16 protein-coding genes are annotated in these 20,543 nt (G+C 71.0%); 5 read left to right on the top strand and 11 right to left on the bottom strand.

The window, feature by feature from the left end; translation table 11 throughout:
• Positions 1 to 82 precede the first annotated feature (82 nt).
• From bioF to bioC, 3 genes are read left to right on the top strand one after another with little or no spacing between them, the layout of a single operon-like run.
• A complete protein-coding gene (gene bioF / locus OD750_RS12680; RefSeq protein ID WP_263545601.1) occupies positions 83 to 1,273 on the top strand; it encodes an 8-amino-7-oxononanoate synthase in 1,191 nt (396 codons plus the stop codon).
• A complete protein-coding gene (gene bioH, locus OD750_RS12675) occupies positions 1,263 to 2,024 on the top strand; it encodes a pimeloyl-ACP methyl ester esterase BioH (protein ID WP_263545600.1) in 762 nt (253 codons plus the stop codon). Before bioF ends, bioH begins: the two co-directional genes overlap by 11 nt.
• Positions 2,021 to 2,896 carry a malonyl-ACP O-methyltransferase BioC gene (gene bioC / locus OD750_RS12670; RefSeq protein WP_263545599.1) on the top strand — a complete coding sequence of 292 codons (876 nt, stop codon included), beginning with the start codon at positions 2,021 to 2,023 and terminating at the stop codon, positions 2,894 to 2,896. Before bioH ends, bioC begins: the two co-directional genes overlap by 4 nt.
• Here the strand turns inward: bioC and OD750_RS12665 are convergent.
• A complete protein-coding gene (locus OD750_RS12665; protein WP_263545598.1) occupies positions 2,893 to 4,068 on the bottom strand; it encodes a vWA domain-containing protein in 1,176 nt (391 codons plus the stop codon). The genes bioC and OD750_RS12665 overlap by 4 nt on opposite strands.
• Positions 4,069 to 4,252: 184 nt before the next feature.
• On the opposite strand from OD750_RS12665, the gene OD750_RS12660 reads away from it, so the two are divergent.
• A complete protein-coding gene (locus tag OD750_RS12660) occupies positions 4,253 to 5,089 on the top strand; it encodes a YbaY family lipoprotein (protein WP_263545597.1) in 837 nt (278 codons plus the stop codon).
• A 39-nt stretch (positions 5,090 to 5,128) separates the two neighbouring features.
• Here the strand turns inward: OD750_RS12660 and OD750_RS12655 are convergent, their stop codons facing one another.
• The 3 genes from OD750_RS12655 to OD750_RS12645 form a co-directional block, all read right to left on the bottom strand.
• Positions 5,129 to 5,674: a pseudouridine synthase gene (locus tag OD750_RS12655; protein ID WP_263545596.1), complete on the bottom strand. Its 546-nt coding sequence runs from the start codon at positions 5,672 to 5,674 to the stop codon at positions 5,129 to 5,131.
• A gap of 146 nt (positions 5,675 to 5,820) precedes the next feature.
• The gene (locus OD750_RS12650; protein WP_263545595.1) at positions 5,821 to 6,747 is read right to left on the bottom strand and encodes a class I SAM-dependent methyltransferase; all 927 of its coding nucleotides are present in this window, start codon (positions 6,745 to 6,747) and stop codon (positions 5,821 to 5,823) included.
• 98 nt (positions 6,748 to 6,845) lie between these two features.
• The gene (locus tag OD750_RS12645) at positions 6,846 to 7,772 is read right to left on the bottom strand and encodes a LysR substrate-binding domain-containing protein (protein ID WP_263545594.1); all 927 of its coding nucleotides are present in this window, start codon (positions 7,770 to 7,772) and stop codon (positions 6,846 to 6,848) included.
• Between the two features lie 113 nt (positions 7,773 to 7,885).
• Between OD750_RS12645 and OD750_RS12640 the strand changes: the two genes are divergently transcribed.
• Positions 7,886 to 8,053: a hypothetical protein gene (locus OD750_RS12640; RefSeq protein ID WP_263545593.1), complete on the top strand. Its 168-nt coding sequence runs from the start codon at positions 7,886 to 7,888 to the stop codon at positions 8,051 to 8,053.
• A gap of 64 nt (positions 8,054 to 8,117) precedes the next feature.
• On the opposite strand, the gene lepB is transcribed toward OD750_RS12640, so the two are convergent.
• From lepB to OD750_RS12605, 7 genes are all read right to left on the bottom strand, one after another.
• Positions 8,118 to 8,774, bottom strand: a complete 657-nt coding sequence (gene lepB / locus OD750_RS12635) for a signal peptidase I (RefSeq protein ID WP_263545592.1) — start codon at positions 8,772 to 8,774, stop codon at positions 8,118 to 8,120.
• A 53-nt stretch (positions 8,775 to 8,827) separates the two neighbouring features.
• Positions 8,828 to 10,546, bottom strand: a complete 1,719-nt coding sequence (gene aceK, locus OD750_RS12630) for a bifunctional isocitrate dehydrogenase kinase/phosphatase (RefSeq protein ID WP_263545591.1) — start codon at positions 10,544 to 10,546, stop codon at positions 8,828 to 8,830.
• 64 nt (positions 10,547 to 10,610) lie between these two features.
• Positions 10,611 to 12,539, bottom strand: coding sequence for an SWIM zinc finger family protein (locus OD750_RS12625; protein WP_263545590.1), 1,929 nt, complete (start codon positions 12,537 to 12,539; stop codon positions 10,611 to 10,613).
• The gene (locus tag OD750_RS12620) at positions 12,536 to 13,696 is read right to left on the bottom strand and encodes a VWA domain-containing protein (protein WP_263545589.1); all 1,161 of its coding nucleotides are present in this window, start codon (positions 13,694 to 13,696) and stop codon (positions 12,536 to 12,538) included. Before OD750_RS12620 ends, OD750_RS12625 begins: the two co-directional genes overlap by 4 nt.
• A complete protein-coding gene (locus OD750_RS12615; protein ID WP_263545588.1) occupies positions 13,693 to 16,014 on the bottom strand; it encodes a DUF5682 family protein in 2,322 nt (773 codons plus the stop codon). The genes OD750_RS12620 and OD750_RS12615 overlap by 4 nt, the downstream gene beginning before the upstream one ends.
• The gene (locus OD750_RS12610; RefSeq protein WP_263545587.1) at positions 16,011 to 17,102 is read right to left on the bottom strand and encodes an ATP-binding protein; all 1,092 of its coding nucleotides are present in this window, start codon (positions 17,100 to 17,102) and stop codon (positions 16,011 to 16,013) included. The genes OD750_RS12615 and OD750_RS12610 overlap by 4 nt, the downstream gene beginning before the upstream one ends.
• Positions 17,099 to 20,536, bottom strand: coding sequence for a DUF4132 domain-containing protein (locus tag OD750_RS12605; protein ID WP_263545586.1), 3,438 nt, complete (start codon positions 20,534 to 20,536; stop codon positions 17,099 to 17,101). Before OD750_RS12605 ends, OD750_RS12610 begins: the two co-directional genes overlap by 4 nt.
• Positions 20,537 to 20,543: the final 7 nt, after the last annotated feature.

Genomic DNA, 20,543 nt, shown 5'->3' with positions numbered 1-20,543 from the left:
CAGCGAAAGCTGGGATCCAGCCGTTGCTGTTGCGTCTTTGAAAACTGGATCCCAGCTTTCGCTGGGATGACGGGCAAAGACAATGCCTCGTCCCGACCTGCTAAATCGCCTTGCCCAAGCCCACGCCGACCGCGCGCAGGCCGACCTCCTGCGCCGCCTGCGCACCGTGCGCGAGGCCGACGGCGCGTGGATCGCCGTCGACGGCCGCCGCCTGCTGAGCTTCGCGAGCAACGACTACCTCGGCCTCGCGCAGCATCCGCGCGTGACCGAAGCGCTCGTCGACGCCGCGCAGCGCTGGGGCGTCGGCGCGACCGCCGCGCATCTTCTGGGCGGCCACCGCGCCGAACACGAAGCGCTCGAACACGACCTCGCGCACTGGCTCGGCCGCGAACGCGCGCTCTTGTTCTCGACCGGCTACATGGCGAACCTCGGCGTGCTCGGCGCGCTGCTCGGCGACGGCGACGTGTGCGTGCAGGACAAGCTCAATCACGCCTGCCTCATCGACGGCGCGCGACTCTCGGGCGCCGAACTCAAACGCTATCCGCACAATGACGTCGACGGCGCGCGGCGCCAGCTCGACGCCGCGCCGGACGCCGGCGCGGTACTCGCGACCGACGGCGTCTTCAGCATGGACGGCGATGTCGCGCCGCTGCCCGAACTCGCCGCGCTCTGCCGCGAACGCGGCGCGCTGCTGCACGTCGACGACGCGCACGGCCTGGGCGTGCTCGGCGCCGACGGCGCCGGCAGCGTCGCCGCGGCGGGTCTGTCGGCGCACGACGTGCCGATCCACATGGCGACGCTCGGCAAGGCGCTCGGCGTCGCCGGCGCGTTCGTTGCCGGCAGCGCGGCGCTGATCGACGGCCTCGTGCAGTTCGCGCGCACGCACGTCTACACGACCGCGATGCCGCCGGCACTCGCCGCCGCCGCGCGCGCGGCGATCGGGCTCGCCCGCTTCGAACACTGGCGGCGCGAGCGCCTGGCCACGCTGATCGCGCACTTCCGCCACGGCGCGCAGCGGCGCGGGTTCGTACTGCTGCCGTCGGGGACGCCGATCCAGCCGGTGCTCGTCGGCGCGAGCGGCGACGCGCTGCGCCTGTCGCGCGATCTGGAAGCACGCGGCTTCTACGTGCCGGCGATCCGTCCGCCGACCGTGCCGAACGGAAAGGCGCGGCTGCGCGTGACGCTGTCGGCGCTGCACACCGAAACCGATGTCGAACGCCTGCTCGACGCGCTCGCGCTCGGCGGCGCGCAAGGAATGCAAAATGCACATTGAAACACTCGGCGACGGCCCGGACCTCGTCCTGATCCACGGCTGGGCCATGCACGCCGGCATCTTCGCGCCGCTGACCGAACGCCTCGCCGGCAGTTTCCGCCTGCATCTCGTGGATCTTCCCGGACACGGCCTGAGCCCCGAACGCGACAGCGGTTTCGATCCGGTCGAATCCGCGCGCCGCCTGCTCGCGGCGTTGCCGCGCGCGATCTGGTGCGGCTGGTCGCTCGGCGGCCTCGTCTGCCTGCACGCCGCGCTGCAGTCGCCGCAACAGGTGCGCGCGCTCGCGCTCGTCGCGTCGAGCCCGCGCTTCGTCGTCGGCGACGACTGGCCGCACGGCGTCGATCCGGCAATCTTTCGCCAGTTCGCCGACGGCCTGCGGCACGACTACCACCGCACGATCGAACGCTTTCTCGCGCTCGAAACGCTCGGCTCCGATCATGCGAAGGCCGAACTGCGCACGTTGAAACAGCACGTGTTCGAACGGGGCGAACCGTCGCTCGCCGTGCTGTGCGACGGCCTCGACGTGCTAGATCGCACCGACCTGCGCGCGCGCCTGGCCGAACTTGCGATGCCGAACGTGTGGATCGCCGGACGGCGCGACCGCCTGATCCCCGCCGGCGCGATGCAATGGGCGGCGCAGGCCGCGCACGGCCGCTACGTCGAAACGCCGGCCGGCCACGCGCCGTTCATCGCGCACGCCGACCTCGTCGCCGACGCGATCGGCGCGCTCGACACGGAAAACCCCGCATGACGCCGCCGTTCGACACGAGCCACGTGCGCCGCGCGTTCGGCCGCGCCGCCGCGACGTATGCCGAGCACGCGGTGCTGCAGCGCGAAGTCGAAGACCGCCTGCTCGAACGCCTCGACTACGTGAGCGACGCGCCGCTGCGCGTACTCGACATCGGCAGCGGCCCGGGCCGCGCGTCGGGACTCATGCGCAAGCGCTGGAAGTCGGCGCAGGTGATCGCGACGGATCTCGCGCTGCCGATGCTCGGGCAGGCGAAGCGCCAGGGCGGCTGGTTCAAGCCGCTGCCGCGCGTGTGCGCCGACGCGCGCGCGCTGCCGTTCGCCGACGCGAGTATCGATGTGCTTTTTTCCAGTCTGTGCATCCAGTGGATCGACGACCTGCCGGCGCTGTTCGACGAATTCCGCCGCGTGCTCAAGCCGCGCGGCTTTCTCGCGCTGTCGACGTTCGGCCCGCTGACGCTGCACGAACTGCGCGCGGCGTGGGGCGAAGTCGACCGCCGGCCCCACGTCTCGCAGTTCGCCGACATCCAGCGCGTCGGCGACGCGCTGCTCATGGCGGGCTTTCGCGATCCGGTGCTCGACGGCGAAGACTTCACGCTGACCTATCCCGACGCATCGGCGCTGATGCGCGACCTGAAAGCCATCGGCGCGACGAACGCCGATCCGGCGCGCGCGCGCGGCCTCGCGACGAAGGATCGCCTCGCCGCGGTCGCGCGGGCGTACGAGCCGTTCCGCCGCGACGGCGTGCTGCCCGCGACGTACGAGGTGATCTACGCGCACGCCTGGGGCCCGGAGCCGGGCCAGCCGCGCCGCGCACGCGGCGGCGACATCGCGACGTTTCCGGCCGATCAGATCAAGGTCAGAAAGAAGACCTAGGCGCGCAGCTTGTCGACCGCGCGGTTGAGCCCCGACAGCGTCATCGGATACATGCGCCCTTCCATCAGTTCGCGCGTCAGGCCGATCGACGGCATCCATTCCCAGCGCGATTCGTCGACCGGGTTGATCCACACGGCGCGACGGTAGAGATCGGTCAGGCGTTTCAACCACACCTCGCCGGCCTCCTCGTTCATGTGCTCGATGCTGCCGCCGGGCGCCGTGATTTCGTACGGCCCCATGCTCGCGTCGCCGACGATCACGAGCCGGTAGTCGGCAGCGTATTTGTGCATCAGTTCCAACGTGGACTGATGCACGTTCCAGCGCCGCGCGTTGTCGCGCCACACGCGCTCGTAGATGAAGTTGTGGAAGTAGAAGTGTTCGAGGTGCTTGAACTCGCTGCGCGCGGCCGAGAACAGCTCCTCGCACACGCGCACGTGGTCGTCCATCGATCCGCCGACGTCGAGCAGCAGCAACACCTTCACGGCGTTGTGCCGCTCCGGCCGCAGTTTCAGATCGAGCCAGCCGGCGTTGCGCGCGGTCGCGTCGATCGTGCCGTCGAGATCGAGTTCCTCGGCCGCACCCGTGCGCGCAAGCCGGCGCAGCACGCGCAAGGCGAGCTTGATGTCGCGCGTGCCGAGTTCGCGCGTGTCGTCGAGATTGCGGTATTCGCGGCGGTCCCACACCTTCACCGCGCGGCGCTGGCCCGAACGGCCGCCGATGCGCACGCCTTCGGGGTTGTAGCCGCCGTTGCCGAACGGCGACGTGCCGCCGGTGCCGATCCAGCGCGAACCGCCGCGATGCGCGCCGTCCTGCTGCTCCAGCCGCTCGCGCAGTTCGTCCAGCAGCTTCTGCAGACTGCCGAACGCGGCGATCTGGGCTTTTTCCTCGTCGGTGAAGACGCGCTCGAACTCGCGTCGCAGCCATTCCTCGGGAATCTTGCCGTACAGCTCCGTGGCAGCGGCGTCGACGCCGGCGAAAAAGCCGGCGAAGGCCCGGTCGTAGCGGTCGAACAGCGTTTCGTCCTTGATCAGGCAGACACGCGCAAGATGATAGAACTCGTCGAGCGAGAGGCGCGCAAGCCCCGCCTTGAGCGCCTCGAGCAGCGCCAGGAGCTCGTTGAGGCTCGGTTTGAGGCCCTGCGAGCGCAGCCATAGAAAGAAACGAATCAGCATGAAACGAGGACTCTTTGCGCGACCGTTGGTGGCATTATCGAACCCCGAGCCCTCGATCGGGGCGTTTAGCGCTACGCCTTACGACGGAAGTTGCCGCGACAGCGTCTTGAAAACCGGCTAGGCTGTCGGGCTGGCATCAGGCTTTTGACCCTAAGATTCTGACGTTTTTTGCGGAGATTTCGACGTGTACAAGCTGATCTTTCCTCTTCTCGCCGCGAGCCTCTTTCTCACCGCGTGCGGCAATTCCGGCACCGACAAGCCGCAGACCGCCGCCAAGGCGCAGGCTCCGGCCCCGACTTCGGTAACCGGCACGGTCAGCCTGAAGACGCCGATCCCCCTCACGACGGCCGCGCACCTGAAGCTGCAGCTCGTCAACGTGACGCTCAAGCCGTCGGTCGCGATCGCGCAGTCGAATTCGCCGATCTCGGCCGTGCCGGCGCCGTTCGAGCTCGCGTTCGATCCGAGCAAGATCGACCAGAACGCGTTCTACGTGCTCGAAGTCGCCATTGCCGACGGCGAGCGCAACTTCGTCGCGCCGCGCCAGTATCCGGTCGTGACGAAGGGTGCGCCGGCCAAGGTCGAGGTGGTGCTCGCGGCCGAGCCGACGCCGTCGGAAAAGCTCGACGCCGAATACGCATCGCTCGAGCGCGCCATCGGCGCCATGAAGATCGCGCGCGGCGCGAGCGAAGACGAAGCCAGCACGACCGCGTGGGACGGCTTCTTCGATTCGTCGGGCCTGCGCTACGTGCGCGAGATCACCGACTACGGCGACAAGGGCCGCATCAATACGTACTTCGCGTACCGCGACGGCAAGCCGATGGCCGTGGTCAAGGAAAACGTGCCGGCGATGGCGACGCGGCCGAACGCCGTGACGCGCGCCGGCTGGAACGACCAGGGCGTGCTCGTGCTCAAGACGAAGCGCGACGGCAGTACCACGACCGAACTCGCGGACAACGACGCCAAGGCGCTGCACGATCTCGCCGTGTCGAAGTTCGAAACGGTATCGAAGAAGAAGCCGTAAGTATTCCGCGCGCCGGGCCGCAACGGCCCGGCGCGGGTTTCATGGGTTCGCGTGCCGCCACTGGCCGGGCGCCAGGCCCGTGAGCCGATGCTCGCCGACCGCCACGCGCACGAGCCGCAGTGTCGGCAGTCCGACCGCCGCCGTCATGCGCCGCACCTGGCGATTGCGGCCTTCGCGTATCGTCAGTTCGATAAAACTGTCCGGCACGCTCTTGCGAAACCGCACCGGCGGATCGCGCGGCCACAACCAGTCGGGCGCGGCGTCGAGCGCGCGTACGCGCGCCGGCAGGGTCGGACCGTCGCTGAGTTCTACGCCGTTGCGCAGCCGCGCGAGCGCCGCGGCGTCGGGCACGCCCTCCACCTGCACGAGGTAGGTCTTGTCCTGCTTGTGGCGCGGGTCGGTCAGGCGATGCGCGAGCGCGCCGTCGTCGGTCAAGAGCAGCAGGCCTTCCGAATCGAAGTCCAGACGTCCGGCCGGATAGACGTCCTTGAGCGCGACGTACGCAGCGAGCGTGGGCCGCGGCGGCACGCTGCGGTCGGTGAACTGGCACAGCACGCCGTAGGGTTTGTTGAGGGCGATGAGCATGGAAGCTCCCTCTCCCCCGACAGCTGTCGGGGGAGAGGGCCGGGGTGAGGGGGCGACGTCGCGTTCTTCGTCGGTCTCGCCGCAGCGCGATGCGTCGCCCCCTCACCCTGCCCTCTCCCCCAGGCGAGCCTGGGGGAGAGGGTTCTTTACTGTGCCGGCTTCACGAACTTGAGTGTCATGCGATCGGATTCGCCGATCGCCGCGTACTTCTCGCGGTCCTTGTCGCCGAGCGCGTAGCTCGGCGGCAGCGTCCACACGCCTTTTTCGTAGTCCTTCGTGTCCTTCGGGTTCGCGTTGATCTCGCTGGAACCGTCGAGCTTGAAGCCGGCGTCGGTCGCGAGCTTCACGACATAGTCCTGCGGCAGGTAGCCCGAATCCTTGATCTTCTCAAGGTCGGCGCCCGACGCCGCGCGATGGTCGGTGACGCCGAGCACGCCGCCCGGCTTCAACACGTCGAATGCGGCCTGGAACATCGCCTTGTCATTGTTCCAGTTCATGAAATTGTGCACGTTGCGGAACGTTAGCACGACGTCGGCGGTGCCGGGCTCGCCGAGCTTCGGCGCCGTCAGCGAGAACTCGCGCACTTCCACTTCGCCGTAGTTCGCGGCGTCGGCGGCGAGCTTCTCGCGGAACTTCGCATTGCCGTTGGCCAGATACTTCTGCGTGCCTTCCTTCGCGGCGGTCGCAGCGTCCGCCACCGCGGCGACGAGCTTGCCCTGCCCCTTCACGAGCGGCGCGAGCACTTCGGTGTACCAGCCGCCGCCCGGCGTGATCTCGACGATCGTCTGGCTCGGCTGCACGCCGAAGAACGCGAGCGTTTCCTTCGGATGACGGTATGCGTCGCGGGCCTTGTTCGCGTCCGAGCGCCACGCGCCGGCCAGCGCCGCGTCGATGCGCGCGTCGAACGTCTGCGCGGCCGCGGCGGGCGGTGTCGGCGTCGCCGGCTGATCGGCGGGCTTGGCCGCTTCCGGCGCGGGCGCGGCGGCGGGCGCGGCCGGCTTCGGCGCTTCGGACTGCGGCGAACAGGCGGCGAGCGCGACGACGAGGGACATCGGCAGCACGAGTTTCTTCATGATCCTCTCCAGGGAAACAGGCGGGGGCCGGCAGGCTAGCACGCGCGCGCAACGGCCGGGCGCACGCCGCGCTCGGCTCGGCGCGCCGCGCGTTCGATTCAGCGCCTGGCTTTCTTGCGCGACTGTTGCGCGTCGACCACGCCGCCGGCCTGGTACACGGCGGCTTCTTCAAGCACCCATTCGCGAAACGCCGCGACGCCGGCGTGCCTCGCCGAACGCGGCGGATAGACGAGGTAGTACGACCATTCCGACCGCAGGCGTTCGGGCACCAGCACGACAAGCCGACCGGCGTGGATCAGCGGACGCGCGGTGACCATGCGGCCGAGCGCGACGCCGAGCCCTTCGACCGCCGCGCGGTGCAGCGTTTCCGAATCGCCGAAGCTTGCGACGTAACGGCGCGGCGGCGCGCCGCCGTGGAGGTCGAACCAGTCCTTCCAGCGCTCGCCGGGATCGCCGAGCAGCGGCAGCCGCGCAAGATCGCTCGACACCGGCAGCGCCAGCTTGTGCCGTTCGACGAAACCGGGGCTGGCGACCGGCGCGATCCATTCGTCGAACAGGTGCACGGCGTTCAGGCCGGGCCACTGCCCGGGACCGAAGCGCAGCGCGGCGTCGACCGGCTCGCGCGCGAAGTCGACGAGCGCGACGCCCGAATGCAGCTGCAGTTCGAGTTCGGGATGCTTCTCGACGAAGCGCGGCAGGCGCGGCACGAGCCAGCCCGACGCGAACGTCGTCATCATCGACAGCGAGAGCGCGCCTTCGCGGCTCGTCTTGACCGGCGCGAGCGCGCGCTCGATCGATTCGAGCGGCGAGGCGACCGCGTCGAGCAGTCGCTCGCCGTCGGCCGTCAGCGAAACGCCGCGCGGCCCCCGTTCGAACAGGCGCTGCCCCAGGCGCTGCTCGAGCGCGCGGATCTGATGCGACAGCGCGCTGACGGTGAGATTCAGACGCTCGGCCGCGCGCGACAGGTTCTTGTACTGGGCGGCCAGCACGAATGCCTGCAGAGCCGCCAGGGGTGCGCGCGCCATCTTGAATTTCCTTCAAGGCTGGCTTGCAAACATATCGCTTTTTGCGTGCAGCGGCGAGGACTACGCTTCGCAGCACATTCAAACCGCGCCGCCCGGCGCGAACCGGAGGAAACATGTATTCGCTCGCCAAGGACCTGCTGTTCCTGCACGGCTACGTCACGCGCCCGGAAGATCTCGAACCGGCTGTGCGACAGGAGCCCGCAACGCCCGAGCGCGTGGCGACGACGCCGCTGCGCGCGAACGCGGTGCCGGTCGGCAATGTGGAATGTGGGGCTTGCTAGCGTCGGCTGCTTTTTGCTCGTCATCCCGGCGGAGGCCGGGATGACAAGCTGACGACTTGCCGTCTCACAGCCTGTGCCAGAACCGATCCGACCGCGGCAGATAGTAGTTGTCGTAGTTGAGCGACACCACGACGCTGCGCGTGCGGCCGGCGATCTCCTCGCGAGGCACGAAGCCGTAGTAGCGGCTGTCCATGCTGTTGTCGCGGCTGTCGCCGAACGCGAGATAGTGTCCGTCCGGGACGGTGACCGGCCCGAAGTTCGCCAGCGGGTTGCGGCGCTTGGGCATCCACAGCACGCGATGCGAGAACCCGGCGATCGTTTCGGTCGCCTCGACGCCCATCGGCGTCTCGCGCAGATCGTCGTACCGTGCCTTCTCGCCGTTGACGACGAGCCGGTTGTCGACGAGTTGCACGACGTCGCCCGGCACGCCGATCACGCGCTTGACGAGCCGCGTATTTGCCTTGGCCGAATCGAACACGACGATGTCGCCGCGCTCGGGATCGCCGAAGCGATACAGGCTCGTGTGCGTCAGCGGTACGATGAGGTCGAAGGCGAGCTTGTCGATGAGGATGCGGTCGCCCTCGACGATGGTCGGCTGCATCGAGCCGGTCGGCACCGTGTTCCAGTCCGCGAACGACGTGCGGAACACGACCATCAGCAGCATGAAGAGAATGAATCCGCGGTTGCGGCGCAACAGGCCGGGCTCGGCAACGGCTTGCATCGGGGCGATCCTCGTGACGTGACGGCGCTTGGAGCGCGCCGGGCACGGCGAGTTCACACCCCGCTCCACAATACTTCCGGCACCACGCCCGCCGACGCCGGATACGGCGGCACGTCGATGCGCCGCCCGGCGCGGATGGATGCCTGCAGGTCGAGCCACCAGCGCACGTCGAAGATGTCGCCGTGCCGTTCGAGCAGCGCCGCGCGCGCGTCGTCCGAGAGCCCCAGAAAGCGCGGAAACTGCTCCGGAAACACGTCGTGCGGACCGACGTACCAGGCATCGCCGCCCGGGCGTTCCTCGTCGTCGGGCAGCGCGCGGAAGCGGCATTCGGTGACGAGGCACAGCTCGTCGTAGTCGTAGAAGATCGCGCGGCCGTTGCGCGTGATGCCGAAATTCTTGAGCAGGAGGTCGCCCGGAAACACGTTGCTGCGCGCCAGATCCTTGATCGCCTGGCCGTAGTCGACGGCGGCGCGGCGCGCGGCGTCGGCGTCGACTTCGCGCAGGTACAGGTTCAGCGGTCGCAGCCGGCGCTCGATATAGCAATGCGCGATCACGAGATCGGTGCCGTCGACGTACGCGCTGTCGCGGCATTCGGCGAGGATTTCGGCCAGCAGCGCCGGCGCGAACATTTTTTGTGGAAAACGCAGGAACCGGAATTCCTGCGCATCGACCAGGCGACCGGCGCGGTCGTGATGAAACACGAGCCGGTACTTGGCCATGACTTCTTCGCGCGCCGTCTCCTTCGGAAACGCGAAGCGGTCGCGGATCAGCTTGAACACCACCGGATACGACGGCAGCGTGAACACCAGCATCACCATGCCGCGTTCGCCTTCGGCGTGCACGAACGTCTCGTCCGGATCGCGCGCCAGATGCCGGAAGAAATGCCGGTAGCGCTCGGTCTTGCCCTGCTTGGCGCGGCCGAGCACGGTGTACAGCTCGTCGATCGGCTTGTTCGGCAGCAGCGTGCGCAGGAACACCACGGCGTCGCCGACGGTTTCGAGATCGGCCTGGTAGTAGCTGCGCGTGTAGCCGAACGCCTGCGCGACGTGCTCGCGCTCGGTCAGCACCGCGTCGGCGCGGATGCCGGCGGCGTCGTTGACGAGCGCGATCACGAGCGGCGCGATGCGCTCGACGCCGAACACGCGGCCGACGAGGTACGCGCGCTGCTCGCGGTAGAACACGGTCTGCATCAGCTCGATCGCGCGCACCGGATCGGGCCCCCACGCGTCGAGCCGGCGCGACAGCGCCTGCGCGATGCGGATCGCGCACAGGCCCGCATGCGCGTAGGCCGCGCCGAACGGATAGTCGTCGAGCACGGCCTGGAACACGCGCGGCAGGTTTCCCCACACCGCATAGCTGTGGCGCGCGACCGGATGCGTGATGCGGTCGGTCGGCTCGATGTCGAGCGCGACGAACTCGATGCCGGGATCGACGCCGCGCGTCTTGAAGAAACGCCGCGTCAGCGTGTTGAACCACGTTTTATACAATTCCTGATCGAGCAGCCGCGCGATCGCCCGCGCGTACGCTTCGCGCACCGGCACCCACACCGCGCGTTCGCCGATGCGCGCGCCGAGCAGCGCGTCGAGCCGAACGGCCATCTCGCCGATGCAGCGGTCGTACAGCTCGATGCGTTCGACCGCGTCGTCGCCGGCAGCGCTCCAGTCGCGCGCCTCGAAGCGCCGCTGCGCGCGCTGCGTGATCGCGCGAAAGCGCGCGTGATAGTCGGCGAAGCCGGCGACGAGCGCGTCTGCCACGTGAACGGGATCGGTCATGGCGCGAGTATCGCAAAAGGCCGTCGCGCAGCGCGAAACGGTCGCGGCCGTGCGGCCGCGGTCGTCACAGGCGCTCGACCAGCGACTTTAGCCGCAGGCAATGGTCCGCGATCGCGCGACGCTCGCCGCGCGCGGCCGCGCCTATACCGGCGGCGAGCGTCGCGAAGCCGACGGCGTCCAGTTTCGCCGCCGCGCCGCCCGCGCGTTCGCGCCAACCCTCGCCCGCGTCGCGCAGGCCGCGATGCAGCGCCTCGGCCAACACGAGCGCCGCGTCGTGCAGCACACTTGCGAGCGGATCGTGCGCGCGCGGCAGGCGTCCGACCGGCGCTGCCGCCAGCGCGCCGGTCGCGTTCTCGGTATCCGGCACGCATAGCCGCGTCGTCGTCGCGACCGACCACGGATCGACACGCACGAATGCCCCGTCGCGACGCAGCGGACCCGCGACGAATCGCGGCGCTCCGTCTGCGCCGGTCAGCGCCGCGTACAGCGCGTCGAGCGCGCCGGGCGCCGCGCCGTCGTGCTCGCGCACGAGCGCGAACGCATTGCCGGCGGCGTCTTCGCACCACGCGGTCAGGCATTGCTCCACCGGGTCGTAGGCGACGTCGCGCACCGTGTCGAGCGCGATCACACGGAAGTCGGCCAGGCCGTGACGCGGACGCAGCACGCCCGGCGCGGCTTCGCGCTCGGCGTCGCGCCACGCGGCCAGATCGCGGATGACCGCGGCGGCCGGCAGCGTGCGCCAGTCGCCGTTCTGCGGCGTCAGCGACAGCCGGCCGCCCCAGGTCGCGCCGATCTTCAGCTCGCCGTTCGCGCGACGGCGCAGCGTGGTCGCGACGATCTGTCCGCGCGCGAGCGCACCGAGCGCGACGCCCGGCGCGACCCGCAATCGTTCGATCGCGCCGGGCGCCGCCTCGGCCGCGACGGTGCTTTCGTGCCGCACGACGAGGCGCGTGCCGGTGTCGGGATCGATCAGCGCGACGCGCGCCACGCGCGTGCCGCCGTCGACCTGCACGCGCGCGCCGAGCGACACGAGCCGCGTGCGTCCGAGCTCGCTTTCCATCGGCTCGTCGACGCCGAGCACGTCGCGGCGCGACAACGCACCCGCGCCGCTCGCGGCGCGCGTGCGCGCGGCGAGTTCGGCGACGAGCGCGATGCCGTCCTCGGTGCGATAGCGCGCGCTGCGCGCATCGAATCCGTGCAGCCATTCCTGCAGCGCTTCGAGCGCGAACGTCAGCCAGGTCGCGCGGCGTTCGCGTGCCTCGTCGAACGCCGCCGTCAGCGCCGCGGCGTGCGTCGCGGCGCCGGCCGCGACACCGCGCTCGACGACGAGCGCGACGAGCGCATCGACGGCGGGCCACTGTTCCGCGGTCGCATCGTCGCGCGCGCCGAGTTCCACGCGCGCGCGCGGCGCGCCGGCATCGCGTTCGGCCGCGAGGCGAAACGCGCGCACGGCCAGAACCACATGTTCGCAGCGCTCGCCGAGCGCGCAGTCGCAGCGCGCGAACGCGAGGTCGGCGCCGGCGAGAAAGCGCACGGTCGCCGTCGGCAGGCGCGCGGTCGCGATCGGATCGGCCGCGCTCGCGCGCTCGACGTCGACGACGAGCCCGCGCGCCGTCAGCCGGCGCGCCGCCTCGACGATTGCGCGCGGCAGGCTCGCGACGAGCGCCGCCTCGTCGATCGACGACGGATCGGCCGGTGGCGCGGGCGTCGCCGACGCGGCGCTCGCGTGCGACTGATACGCGAGCACCAGCGCGAGGCGATGCCGGCAGATGCCCGCCGCGCCGCAGGTGCAGCGGCCTTCGCGCAGGCTCGCGCCGGCCGGCAGGCTCGCTTCGACGCCGTCGGCGTAGCGGCCGTGCACGGCGCCGTCGTCGGCGACGCGCAGTTCGGGCCGGTAGCCGCCGTCGAACTCGCGCTGCGCGCGCTTGTACAGGCCCGCGTTCGACAGCTGCGTCAGCGCCTCGGAACCGAGCGCGAGAAGATCGGTTCTCATCGGCGCAGTTTCTGCGCGAGCCACGCGGCGAGTTCGCCCGGCGTCATCGCGCCGACTTCGGCGCCGCGTTCGACCATCTGCGCGCCGAGCGCGCGGTCGAACGCGGGCTCGGCCGCCTCGTCGAGCGCCGCGAGCGCGAGCACGCGCGTGCCCTGCGCGACCAGCGACTGCGTCAGCGCGAGCAGGTGCGACGGCGAGCCGCCTTCGTACAGGTCGCTCACGAGCACGACGATCGCCCGGCGCGGCGTCTCGATCAGCTCGGCCGCGTACTGCATCGCGCGCGCGATGTCGGTGCCGCCGCCGAGCTGCACGCGCATCAGCGTCTCGACCGGATCGTCGATTTCGCCGGTCAGGTCGACGACGTTCGTGTCGAACGCGACGAGATGCGTGCGGATGCCCGGCAAGCCGTACAGGCATGCGGCCGTCACCGCCGTGTGGATCACGCTGCCGAGCATGCTGCCGCTCTGGTCGACCAGCAGCACGAGCTGCCAGCGTTCGATCGCACGCGTGCTGCGCGTGTTGAACAGCGGGTTGCGCAGAAATAGTTTCTTTGTGGACGGATCGTAATGTTTCAGGTTCGCGCGCAGCGTCGCCGCCGCGTCGAAATTGCGCGAGTTCGCCACGCGCGTGCGGCGGCGCCGGTTGCGCACGCCGGCGAACGCCTGCGTCAGTTGCGTCGCGAGCGCTTCGATCAGCTGCCGCACGACCTCGGCGACGAGCGCGCGGGCGAGCGCCAGCACGTCGGGATTCATCAGATGCTTGGAGCGGAGCACGGCTTTGAGCAGCGCCGGATTCGGCCGCAGCCGTTCGAGCACGTCGCGGTTCGTGACGATCTCGTCGATGCGATAGCGCTCGACCGCGTCGCGTTCGAGCCGCTCGATCGTCTCCTTCGGAAACAGCGTGTGCACCGCGTTGACCCACTCCGGCACGGTCAGCGTGCTGGCGCCGAGGCCGGCGGCGCGCTCGTGCTGATGGCGGCCGCGCTGTTCTTCGTCGCGGCCGTAGAGCCACGCCAGCGCCCGGTCCATCGCCGCGAGATCGCCGTCGCTCGCATCGCCGCCGCCGTCGGCGCCCGCGGAACCGCCAAGGCCGCCGCACGCCTGCTCGGCGGCCTCGCCGAGCAGCAATCGCCAGCGCTGCAGCGGTGTCGTCGTCATGCGCCGATCTCCGTGCGCGCGAGGCCGTAACGCGCGAGCACCGCGTCGACGTCGCGCTCGAGTTCGCGCGCGCGGCCGATCGCGTCGACGTCCACCGGCAGCCGCGCGGTCAATGCGTGCGCCGTGCCCGCGCCGGCCCCGTGCAGGCGCGCGACGGTGGCGGCGAGCTCGCCGCGCTCGCGGGGCGGAAACCAGGCGAACGCCTGCCGCAGCGCCGGCAGCGCGACGAGAAACTCGTCGTCGCCGAGCGCGACGAAGCCGCGGTCGAGCGCCGCGACGAGTTCGGCCGACGCGACGACGTCTTCGCGCGCGAGCGCGAACAGGCCCGACAGAAAGTCGCCGAGCGTCGTCGCGTTCGGCATCGCGCGCGCGGCGGCGCCGACGTCGTGCTGCGCCACTTGCGCGCGACGGCGCCAGAGCAGGCCGAACGCCGCGCCGCGCAAGGCCGGCGGCGCGTCGGTGTCGCCGCTGCGCCGGCGCAGCAGCGCGAGCGCGGCCGATGCCGCATGCGCATCGACCGGCAGGTCGCCGCGCGTCACGCGCTCGATGCAGCGGACCGCGTCGATGTCGGCCGCGTCGGCCGGCGCCTGCGCGCCGGCGATGCCTTCGACGAGCCACGTCAGCCGCGCGAGCAGCGCGGTCAGGAGCGGCGCGAGCGGCGCGGCCAGCGATTCGCGCCAGAAGCCCTGTTCGGCCAGCGACGCGAGCCGCAGGCCCGCCGCCGCGAGCGCGCCGTGATCGTGGCTGCGCGCGAGCGCGGCGTCGAGCGCGCCGAGCGTACGAGTACCGAGATCCGCAAAGCCCGCGCGCACGGCGTCGACGACGCCGTCGGCCAATCGTGCGGGATCGCCGGTCGCCGCGAGCCGTTCGGACAACCGTTCGCGCGCGGCGGTCGCGAGGTCGGGCCCCCAGGCGCCCGCCTCGATCAGCTCGGCGACGGCCGCGTCGGTTCGTCGCACGCGCCAGCGTTCGAGATACGCAAGATCCGGCGCGAGACCGCGCGCGGCACCGGGCGCGTCGACGCCGTCGAGCGTGTAGCCGCTGATGCGCAACAGGTGCAATCGCCACAGCACGATCGCACGGGACGCGTCGTTCGTGTCGCGCCGGTCGAGCGCGAACTCGCGCGTGCGCGCGCCGGGTTCCAGATCGTTGAGCGCCAACAGGCGCGCGACGTCGGCGACGAGCGGCGGCTGCGGCGTCGCACCGTCGAGCAGGCCTTCGTGCTCGCCGGTCAGCGCGAGCAGCGCCTCGCGCAGCCGCGGATCGACGTCGCCGCGCAGGCGTTCGCGTGCCGTCCACGGCAGCGGCGCGTCCAGCGCGCCGTCGACGAGCGCGTCGGCGAGTCCGTCGAGCACGTCGCAGCGCAGCGGCGCGGCGTGACCGCGCAGGCGCGCAAGCCCGTCGATGCGCTGCTGCGCGGCGACGAGGCTCGCGGTCGACACGGATTGTTTCTTCGCGCGCAGCCGCGCCACGACCGCGCGCACCGCCGCCTGCGCCGCGTGTTCGGCGCCGTGCCGCCACAGCCAGCGGTAGTACTGCGGCGACGGCATGCCGGCGCCGTAGCCCGAGAGCGCGTCGAGCCGCCGGTCGGCATACGGCACGAGAAAGCTGCCGTGGCGCGCTATCGACGCGTCCGGCGCAAGCGACGGTTCGTCGACGACCTCGCCGATCGACGGCCACAGGCGCTCGATCGCGGGCTCGTGCCAGCCGCCGCAAACGACGACGACGTCGCACCCCTGCGCGGCGGCCCACGCGACGTAGCGCGCCATGAACGCCTCGCGCGCATCGTCGGCCGGGTCGCCGGCGTCGTCGCCGCGCAATTCGTGGAAATAGGTAGAAAGCTGCTTCTGCAGATCGACGGGATCGGCACCGCGCTCGAACAGGTGATCCCACAGCGCGTCGTCGCCGTCGACGCCGCAGCGCGCGGCGAGGCTCGCCTGCGCGCGCGCGTAGCGGTCGCGGCCTCGCCACGCCGCGACGTCGTAGCGCTGCGATTCGCCGCGCCAGGCGCGCGCGTGGTACGGCAGGTCGACGAAACGCACGTGTGCGCCGACCTCGCGGCCGGCGACGAGCGCGGCCCATTCCGGCGAAAACTCGACGAACGGCGCGTAGCAGTGATGCGTGGCCTCGTCGCTCGCGTAGTAGCTGTACAACGCGATCGGCAGGCGATGCGGCAGCGCGAGTTCGTCGATGCGCGCGTTGAAGTCGCTCGGCCCCTCGATCAGGACGTGACGCGGACGCAGCGCCGCGATGCGCGCGGCGACGAGGCGCGCGCACGCCGGGCTGTAGTGCCGTACGCCGACGATCTCGACGCTCATGCCGGCAGGCGGTGCCTCGCCTCGTAGAACGCGCGCCACTGCGCGCCTTCGCGCCGCGCGACGCGCTGCTCCAGATACCGCCGCACTTTTTTCAGATCGTCGGCGTTGTCCTTGACCGCGGTGCCGGCCAGCGCCTCCACGATGTCGCCGGCGTCGCCGCGGTCGCCGCGCAGGTAGTAGCCGCGCAGGCCCACCGCGTACGCGACGCTCACCGCCTCGGCCGTCGACAGCACGCTCGCGAGGCGTTCCATGCCGCCGCCGTCGCCGTCGACGCCGTTGCGCAGTTCGCGAAAGCTCGCAACGAGCACTTCGAGCACGTCGTCCGGCGGCGCGTGCGGCACGCCCGACGTGGCGAGCAGGCGCGCCGATTCGCGGCGCACGAGATCGAGTTCGGCGTCGAGGTCGGCGATCGGAAACACGGTCTCGAACGCGAACCGGCGCTTCAGCGCGCTCGACATTTCGTTGACGCCGCGATCGCGCGTGTTCGCCGTCGCGATGAGATTGAAGCCGGCCTGCGCGAACACCCGGCCGTCGTCGCCGGCGAGTTCGGGCACCATCAGCACGCGCTCGGACAACACGCTCAGCAGCGAATCCTGCACCTCGGGCGGACAGCGCGTGATTTCCTCGAAGCGCACGAGACGTCCGCCCTGCATGCCGCTGTACAGCGGCGCCGGCACCAGCGCGCGCGGCGACGGGCCTTCGTTGAGCAGGAGCGCATAGTTCCACGCGTACTTGATCTGGTCCTCGGTCGTCGCCGCGCCGCCCTGGATCGTCAGCGTGCTGTCGCCGCTGATCGCCGCGGCGAGGAGTTCGGACAGGAGCGACTTGGCCGTGCCGGGCTCGCCGACGAGCAACAGCGCGCGATTGCTCGCGAGCGTGACCATCGCGCGATCGACGAGCGACGCCGGCACGACAAGCTTCGGCGGCGTTTTACCGTTGTCCCCAAGAATAAAACGCCGCACCGCGCGCAGCGACAGCTGCCAGCCGGGCGGTCGCGGGTCCTTGTCGGACTTGCGCAGCCGGGCGAGTTCGTCGGCGTGCAGCAGCTCGACCGGCGGGCGCTGGGTCGCGGATTCCTTGTTCTTCATGCGGTGTCTCCGAGCATCGGCAGGCCGTCGAGATCGCGCAGCATCTCGCTCGCGACGATCGGGTCGAGCGTGTCGAACGCGACCCCGTCCTGATTGTTCCACGTATGCGTATACCACGCGCCGGCGCGCCGCAGCGTCAGCGCACCGAGCGTCTGCGCGGTCGCATCGACGTAGCCTGCGTACAGGCCCGGGTCGAGCGCGACCGCCGCAACGAGGTCGCCCGGCAGTTCGCGCACGATCGCGCCGATGTAGCCGCCGTCCGACGGATCGTCGCGACGCCAGCCGCGATGTTCCAGGCCGATCGCGCTGCTGCTCGCGACGCGGCGGCCGGCGTAGCGCCCGATCGCCGATGCGCGCGACTCCGCGTCGGTCAGACGATGCGTTTCGCGGCCGAGCTGTCGAAACGGTTGCGCGATCTCGTAGTCGGCGAACAGCTGACCGAACGCGGCGAGCGCCGCCGCATCGAGTTCGAGCGGATGCACGATCCCTATCGCAACTTCGGACGGCAGGTCGATCGCGCCGTCGTGCGCATCGGCGAACGACGCATCCTCGGCAACGCGAAACGGCAGGACGAGCGCGTCGTCGCGATACGCGCCCCACAGCAGACGCCGCACGAGATGCTTGAGCAGCGGATGGCCGAGCAGGAACAGGTCGAACGCTTCGCGCGACCAGCGCCGGCGCTCGACCATCGCGCGCTCGAAGCGCCGGATCTGCAACGACGCGAGCGCGCGGGCGTCCTTCTTGAGCGCTTTGTAGCGATCCGTCGCCGCGCGCGAGCGCTCGGCGTCGTCGTCGCGATTCGGCTTCGGCAGATCTTTCAGGCGCGCGCCGTTCGCGTCGCGCACGAAAGGTTTGAGTTCTTCGTCGAAGCCCACCCGGAACTCGCGCGGGCCGAAGTCGAGCGCGAGGTCGCCGTGGTCGTCGAGGCCGAGATCGGGCACGACGCGGTCGGCAAGTTCGTCGCAGGTCAGGCCGCGCGCATCGGCGATCGTCGCGATGCGCGTGCGTGCCTGCTGCTGCAGCGCCTTGAACTTCACCCGCTGCGCGATGCCGTTCAGATGCATCAGCGCCACGTCGCTGCCGATCGCCGCCAGCACGTCGAGGCCGGCGACGGCGCGCGCGTTCGCGTTCTCGCCGGGCCACGCGCGAATCAGCGGCGCGAGCCGGCGCGCGGCCTCGTCGCCGCCGAGCGCGCCGAGCGCCGCGAACGCCCAACCTTCCTTGCTCGGCGCACCCGCCGCGAGCCACGCTTCGAACAGATCCCACGCGAACGCCGCCAGCGAGGCGGGCGTGCATGCCGCGCGCACGTCGTCGATGCCCGCGTAGGGCGCGTCTTGCGTCGAAAACGCGAGCATCGTGCCGAGCGCGTCGAGGCACGCCGCCGGCAGCGCGCGACCGTCGGCGAGCAGCGGTCGCGCGAACGCGCGCGGCATCCAGAACCCGGGGAGCGCCGGCAGCTTCGCCGGGAACAGCGACAGCGGATCGAAACCGAGCACGTCGTCGAGCGCGAGACGTCCGGCATCGCCATGCAACGCGGCGCCCTGCGCGAGTTCGTCGGCGCGACCGTTGCGCGCGAGCCAGCGCAACGCGAACTGCGCATCGAGCGCGACCTTGCCGCCGCGCTGCGCGGCCGGCAGCAGCGCGGTCGCGGCGAGCGACGCGTGCGCGAACAGCCATGCCTGCGCGGCGGTGCGCGCCTTGCGCGATGTGCGCAAGGCGTTCGCGGCGAGCGGCGCGACCGGCGCGGCGCGAAACGGCAGCGCGAGCTGCAGCGCTTCCGGCAAGTGCACTTGCGCGTAGCGCAGGAGTCCCGGCACGAACGCGACGCCGTAGCGCGCGGCAACGGCTTCGAGCCGGCGGTGACGGTCGTACCAGTTCGCGGGGTTCGCCCACGCCCACAACGTCGCGCCGGCGGCGTCGGGGAGCGTCAGCAATTGTTCCGGCCATTTGCCGCGCGTCGACAGGTCGTCGTGCGGCGGCGCCTCGCCGGCCGCGAGACGCTCCAGCCGGTCCGGCGAGAGCAGAAATTCGCCGAGCACGGTCTCGGCCGGCGACCGGCCGGGCGCCGCGCGCGCGGGTTCGACGCGATGCGCGCGCCAGCGCGCTTCGAGGCCCTCCGGCCAGACGACCCGGGGCGGCACGTCGAGCGCGTCGAGCCGGCGCGCCGGGGCGGCGCGTCCGGCCGCGGGCCGCAGCCACGGCGGATCGCGCAGCACCGCGGGCACCGCGGCCAGCGGCGCTTCGACGAGCGGCACGGCGTCGGACGGAACGAGCGCGTCGAGCACCGCGCGTGGGGCGTCGTCGACGCGTTCGCGCGCGATCAGCGCCTCGTCCCGATACCCGGCAACGAAACCGGCAAGCCATTCGCGCGCCGCGTCGTCCATGCCGGAAACCGGCGCCGCCGTCGCGATCGCGAACACCGGCCACGTCTTGGCGAAATCGTCGAGCAGGTTGCGTATCTCGTTGCCGAACGTCTGCCTGCGGTGCTTGAGCAACAATCGCATCGCCGTCGCGCTGTCGAGGGCGCGCACGAGCCTTGCGACCGCCACGCGTTCGCCGTGCTGCGTCTCTTCGAGCACGCGATCGAGCGCGGCTTCGGCCTGAGGCGCCGGCAGCCGCACCGCGTGCAGCGCGAGTCGCAGCGCGGCCTCGCGATCGAGCGCGTACCAGCGCGACGGCTGCGCGAGCACGCGCGACGCCTGCGCCACCGACAGGTCGCAGCGCAGCAGCGCCTGCCACGCCGCATCGAGCGGACCGCTCTCGAACGCCGCGAGCGCCGCGCCGATCAGCGCCGAGTCGCGCGGCAGCAGCGCGGCTGCGACTACCGCCGCGAGACCGCCGTGCGCCGACAGCTGCGCAAGGCGCTCGCGCACACGCTGCGTCGTTTGCGCGTCGAGCGTCGCGATCAGGTCGCGCAGTTCGTCGATGCCGTCGCCGCAGTCGCGGCACAGGCGGTCCGCTCGCATGAACGAGCGGTTGTCGATCGGGGTATACAGGCGCGCATACGCCTCGAGGGCCGTCTCGACACCGGCCCACGACGCGCAGAACGGCACGGCCCAGTCGAGCGCGAGCCGATGGCCGTCGCGCTCGCGCGGCGGATACGTCGCCCATTTCGCCGCGGTGACGAAGAGGCGCGTCCAGGCGTCGGGGTCGGCCGCGACGAGCGCGTCGGGCGTGAGTCGCGCACGCACTTCGTCCCACGTCAGCGGCGGCAGCGGCGACCGGCGCCGCGCGGCATCGTACGTGTCGATGTTCGCGCGCGACAGCGGCTCGGCCGCAAGCAGCGCATCGCGGTCGAGCTTGATCTTCGGGGGCTTCGCCTCCCAGTCCGGCAACAGCTTGCGCCACGCGGCCGTGCGCCGGAACACGCCGGGCGGATCGTGCGAACCGGGCGTCGTCACTGAATATTCTTCCAAATTTTCTGTTTCGATCATGCGGCTT

Origin of the sequence: Tahibacter soli, assembly GCF_025717065.2 — a bacterium.
Classification (GTDB): Bacteria; Pseudomonadota; Gammaproteobacteria; order Xanthomonadales; family Rhodanobacteraceae; genus Tahibacter; species Tahibacter soli.
Note: the sequence above shows the minus strand (reverse complement) of the source record. Positions and strands in the feature narration are given on the sequence as shown.

What these genes read in the sequence shown, in the direction of transcription:
- OD750_RS12645 (WP_263545594.1), bottom strand. Translation starts at nt 7,772, where the DNA reads ATGGCGCGCGCACCCCTGGCGGCTCTGCAGGCATTCGTGCTGGCCGCC.
- OD750_RS12610 (WP_263545587.1), bottom strand. Translation starts at nt 17,102, where the DNA reads ATGAAGAACAAGGAATCCGCGACCCAGCGCCCGCCGGTCGAGCTGCTG.
- bioF (WP_263545601.1), top strand. Translation starts at nt 83, where the DNA reads ATGCCTCGTCCCGACCTGCTAAATCGCCTTGCCCAAGCCCACGCCGAC.
- bioH (WP_263545600.1), top strand. Translation starts at nt 1,263, where the DNA reads ATGCACATTGAAACACTCGGCGACGGCCCGGACCTCGTCCTGATCCAC.
- bioC (WP_263545599.1), top strand. Translation starts at nt 2,021, where the DNA reads ATGACGCCGCCGTTCGACACGAGCCACGTGCGCCGCGCGTTCGGCCGC.
- aceK (WP_263545591.1), bottom strand. Translation starts at nt 10,546, where the DNA reads ATGACCGATCCCGTTCACGTGGCAGACGCGCTCGTCGCCGGCTTCGCC.
- OD750_RS12605 (WP_263545586.1), bottom strand. Translation starts at nt 20,536, where the DNA reads ATGATCGAAACAGAAAATTTGGAAGAATATTCAGTGACGACGCCCGGT.
- OD750_RS12650 (WP_263545595.1), bottom strand. Translation starts at nt 6,747, where the DNA reads ATGAAGAAACTCGTGCTGCCGATGTCCCTCGTCGTCGCGCTCGCCGCC.
- OD750_RS12665 (WP_263545598.1), bottom strand. Translation starts at nt 4,068, where the DNA reads ATGCTGATTCGTTTCTTTCTATGGCTGCGCTCGCAGGGCCTCAAACCG.
- OD750_RS12655 (WP_263545596.1), bottom strand. Translation starts at nt 5,674, where the DNA reads ATGCTCATCGCCCTCAACAAACCCTACGGCGTGCTGTGCCAGTTCACC.
- OD750_RS12615 (WP_263545588.1), bottom strand. Translation starts at nt 16,014, where the DNA reads ATGAGCGTCGAGATCGTCGGCGTACGGCACTACAGCCCGGCGTGCGCG.
- lepB (WP_263545592.1), bottom strand. Translation starts at nt 8,774, where the DNA reads ATGCAAGCCGTTGCCGAGCCCGGCCTGTTGCGCCGCAACCGCGGATTC.
- OD750_RS12640 (WP_263545593.1), top strand. Translation starts at nt 7,886, where the DNA reads ATGTATTCGCTCGCCAAGGACCTGCTGTTCCTGCACGGCTACGTCACG.
- OD750_RS12625 (WP_263545590.1), bottom strand. Translation starts at nt 12,539, where the DNA reads ATGAGAACCGATCTTCTCGCGCTCGGTTCCGAGGCGCTGACGCAGCTG.
- OD750_RS12620 (WP_263545589.1), bottom strand. Translation starts at nt 13,696, where the DNA reads ATGACGACGACACCGCTGCAGCGCTGGCGATTGCTGCTCGGCGAGGCC.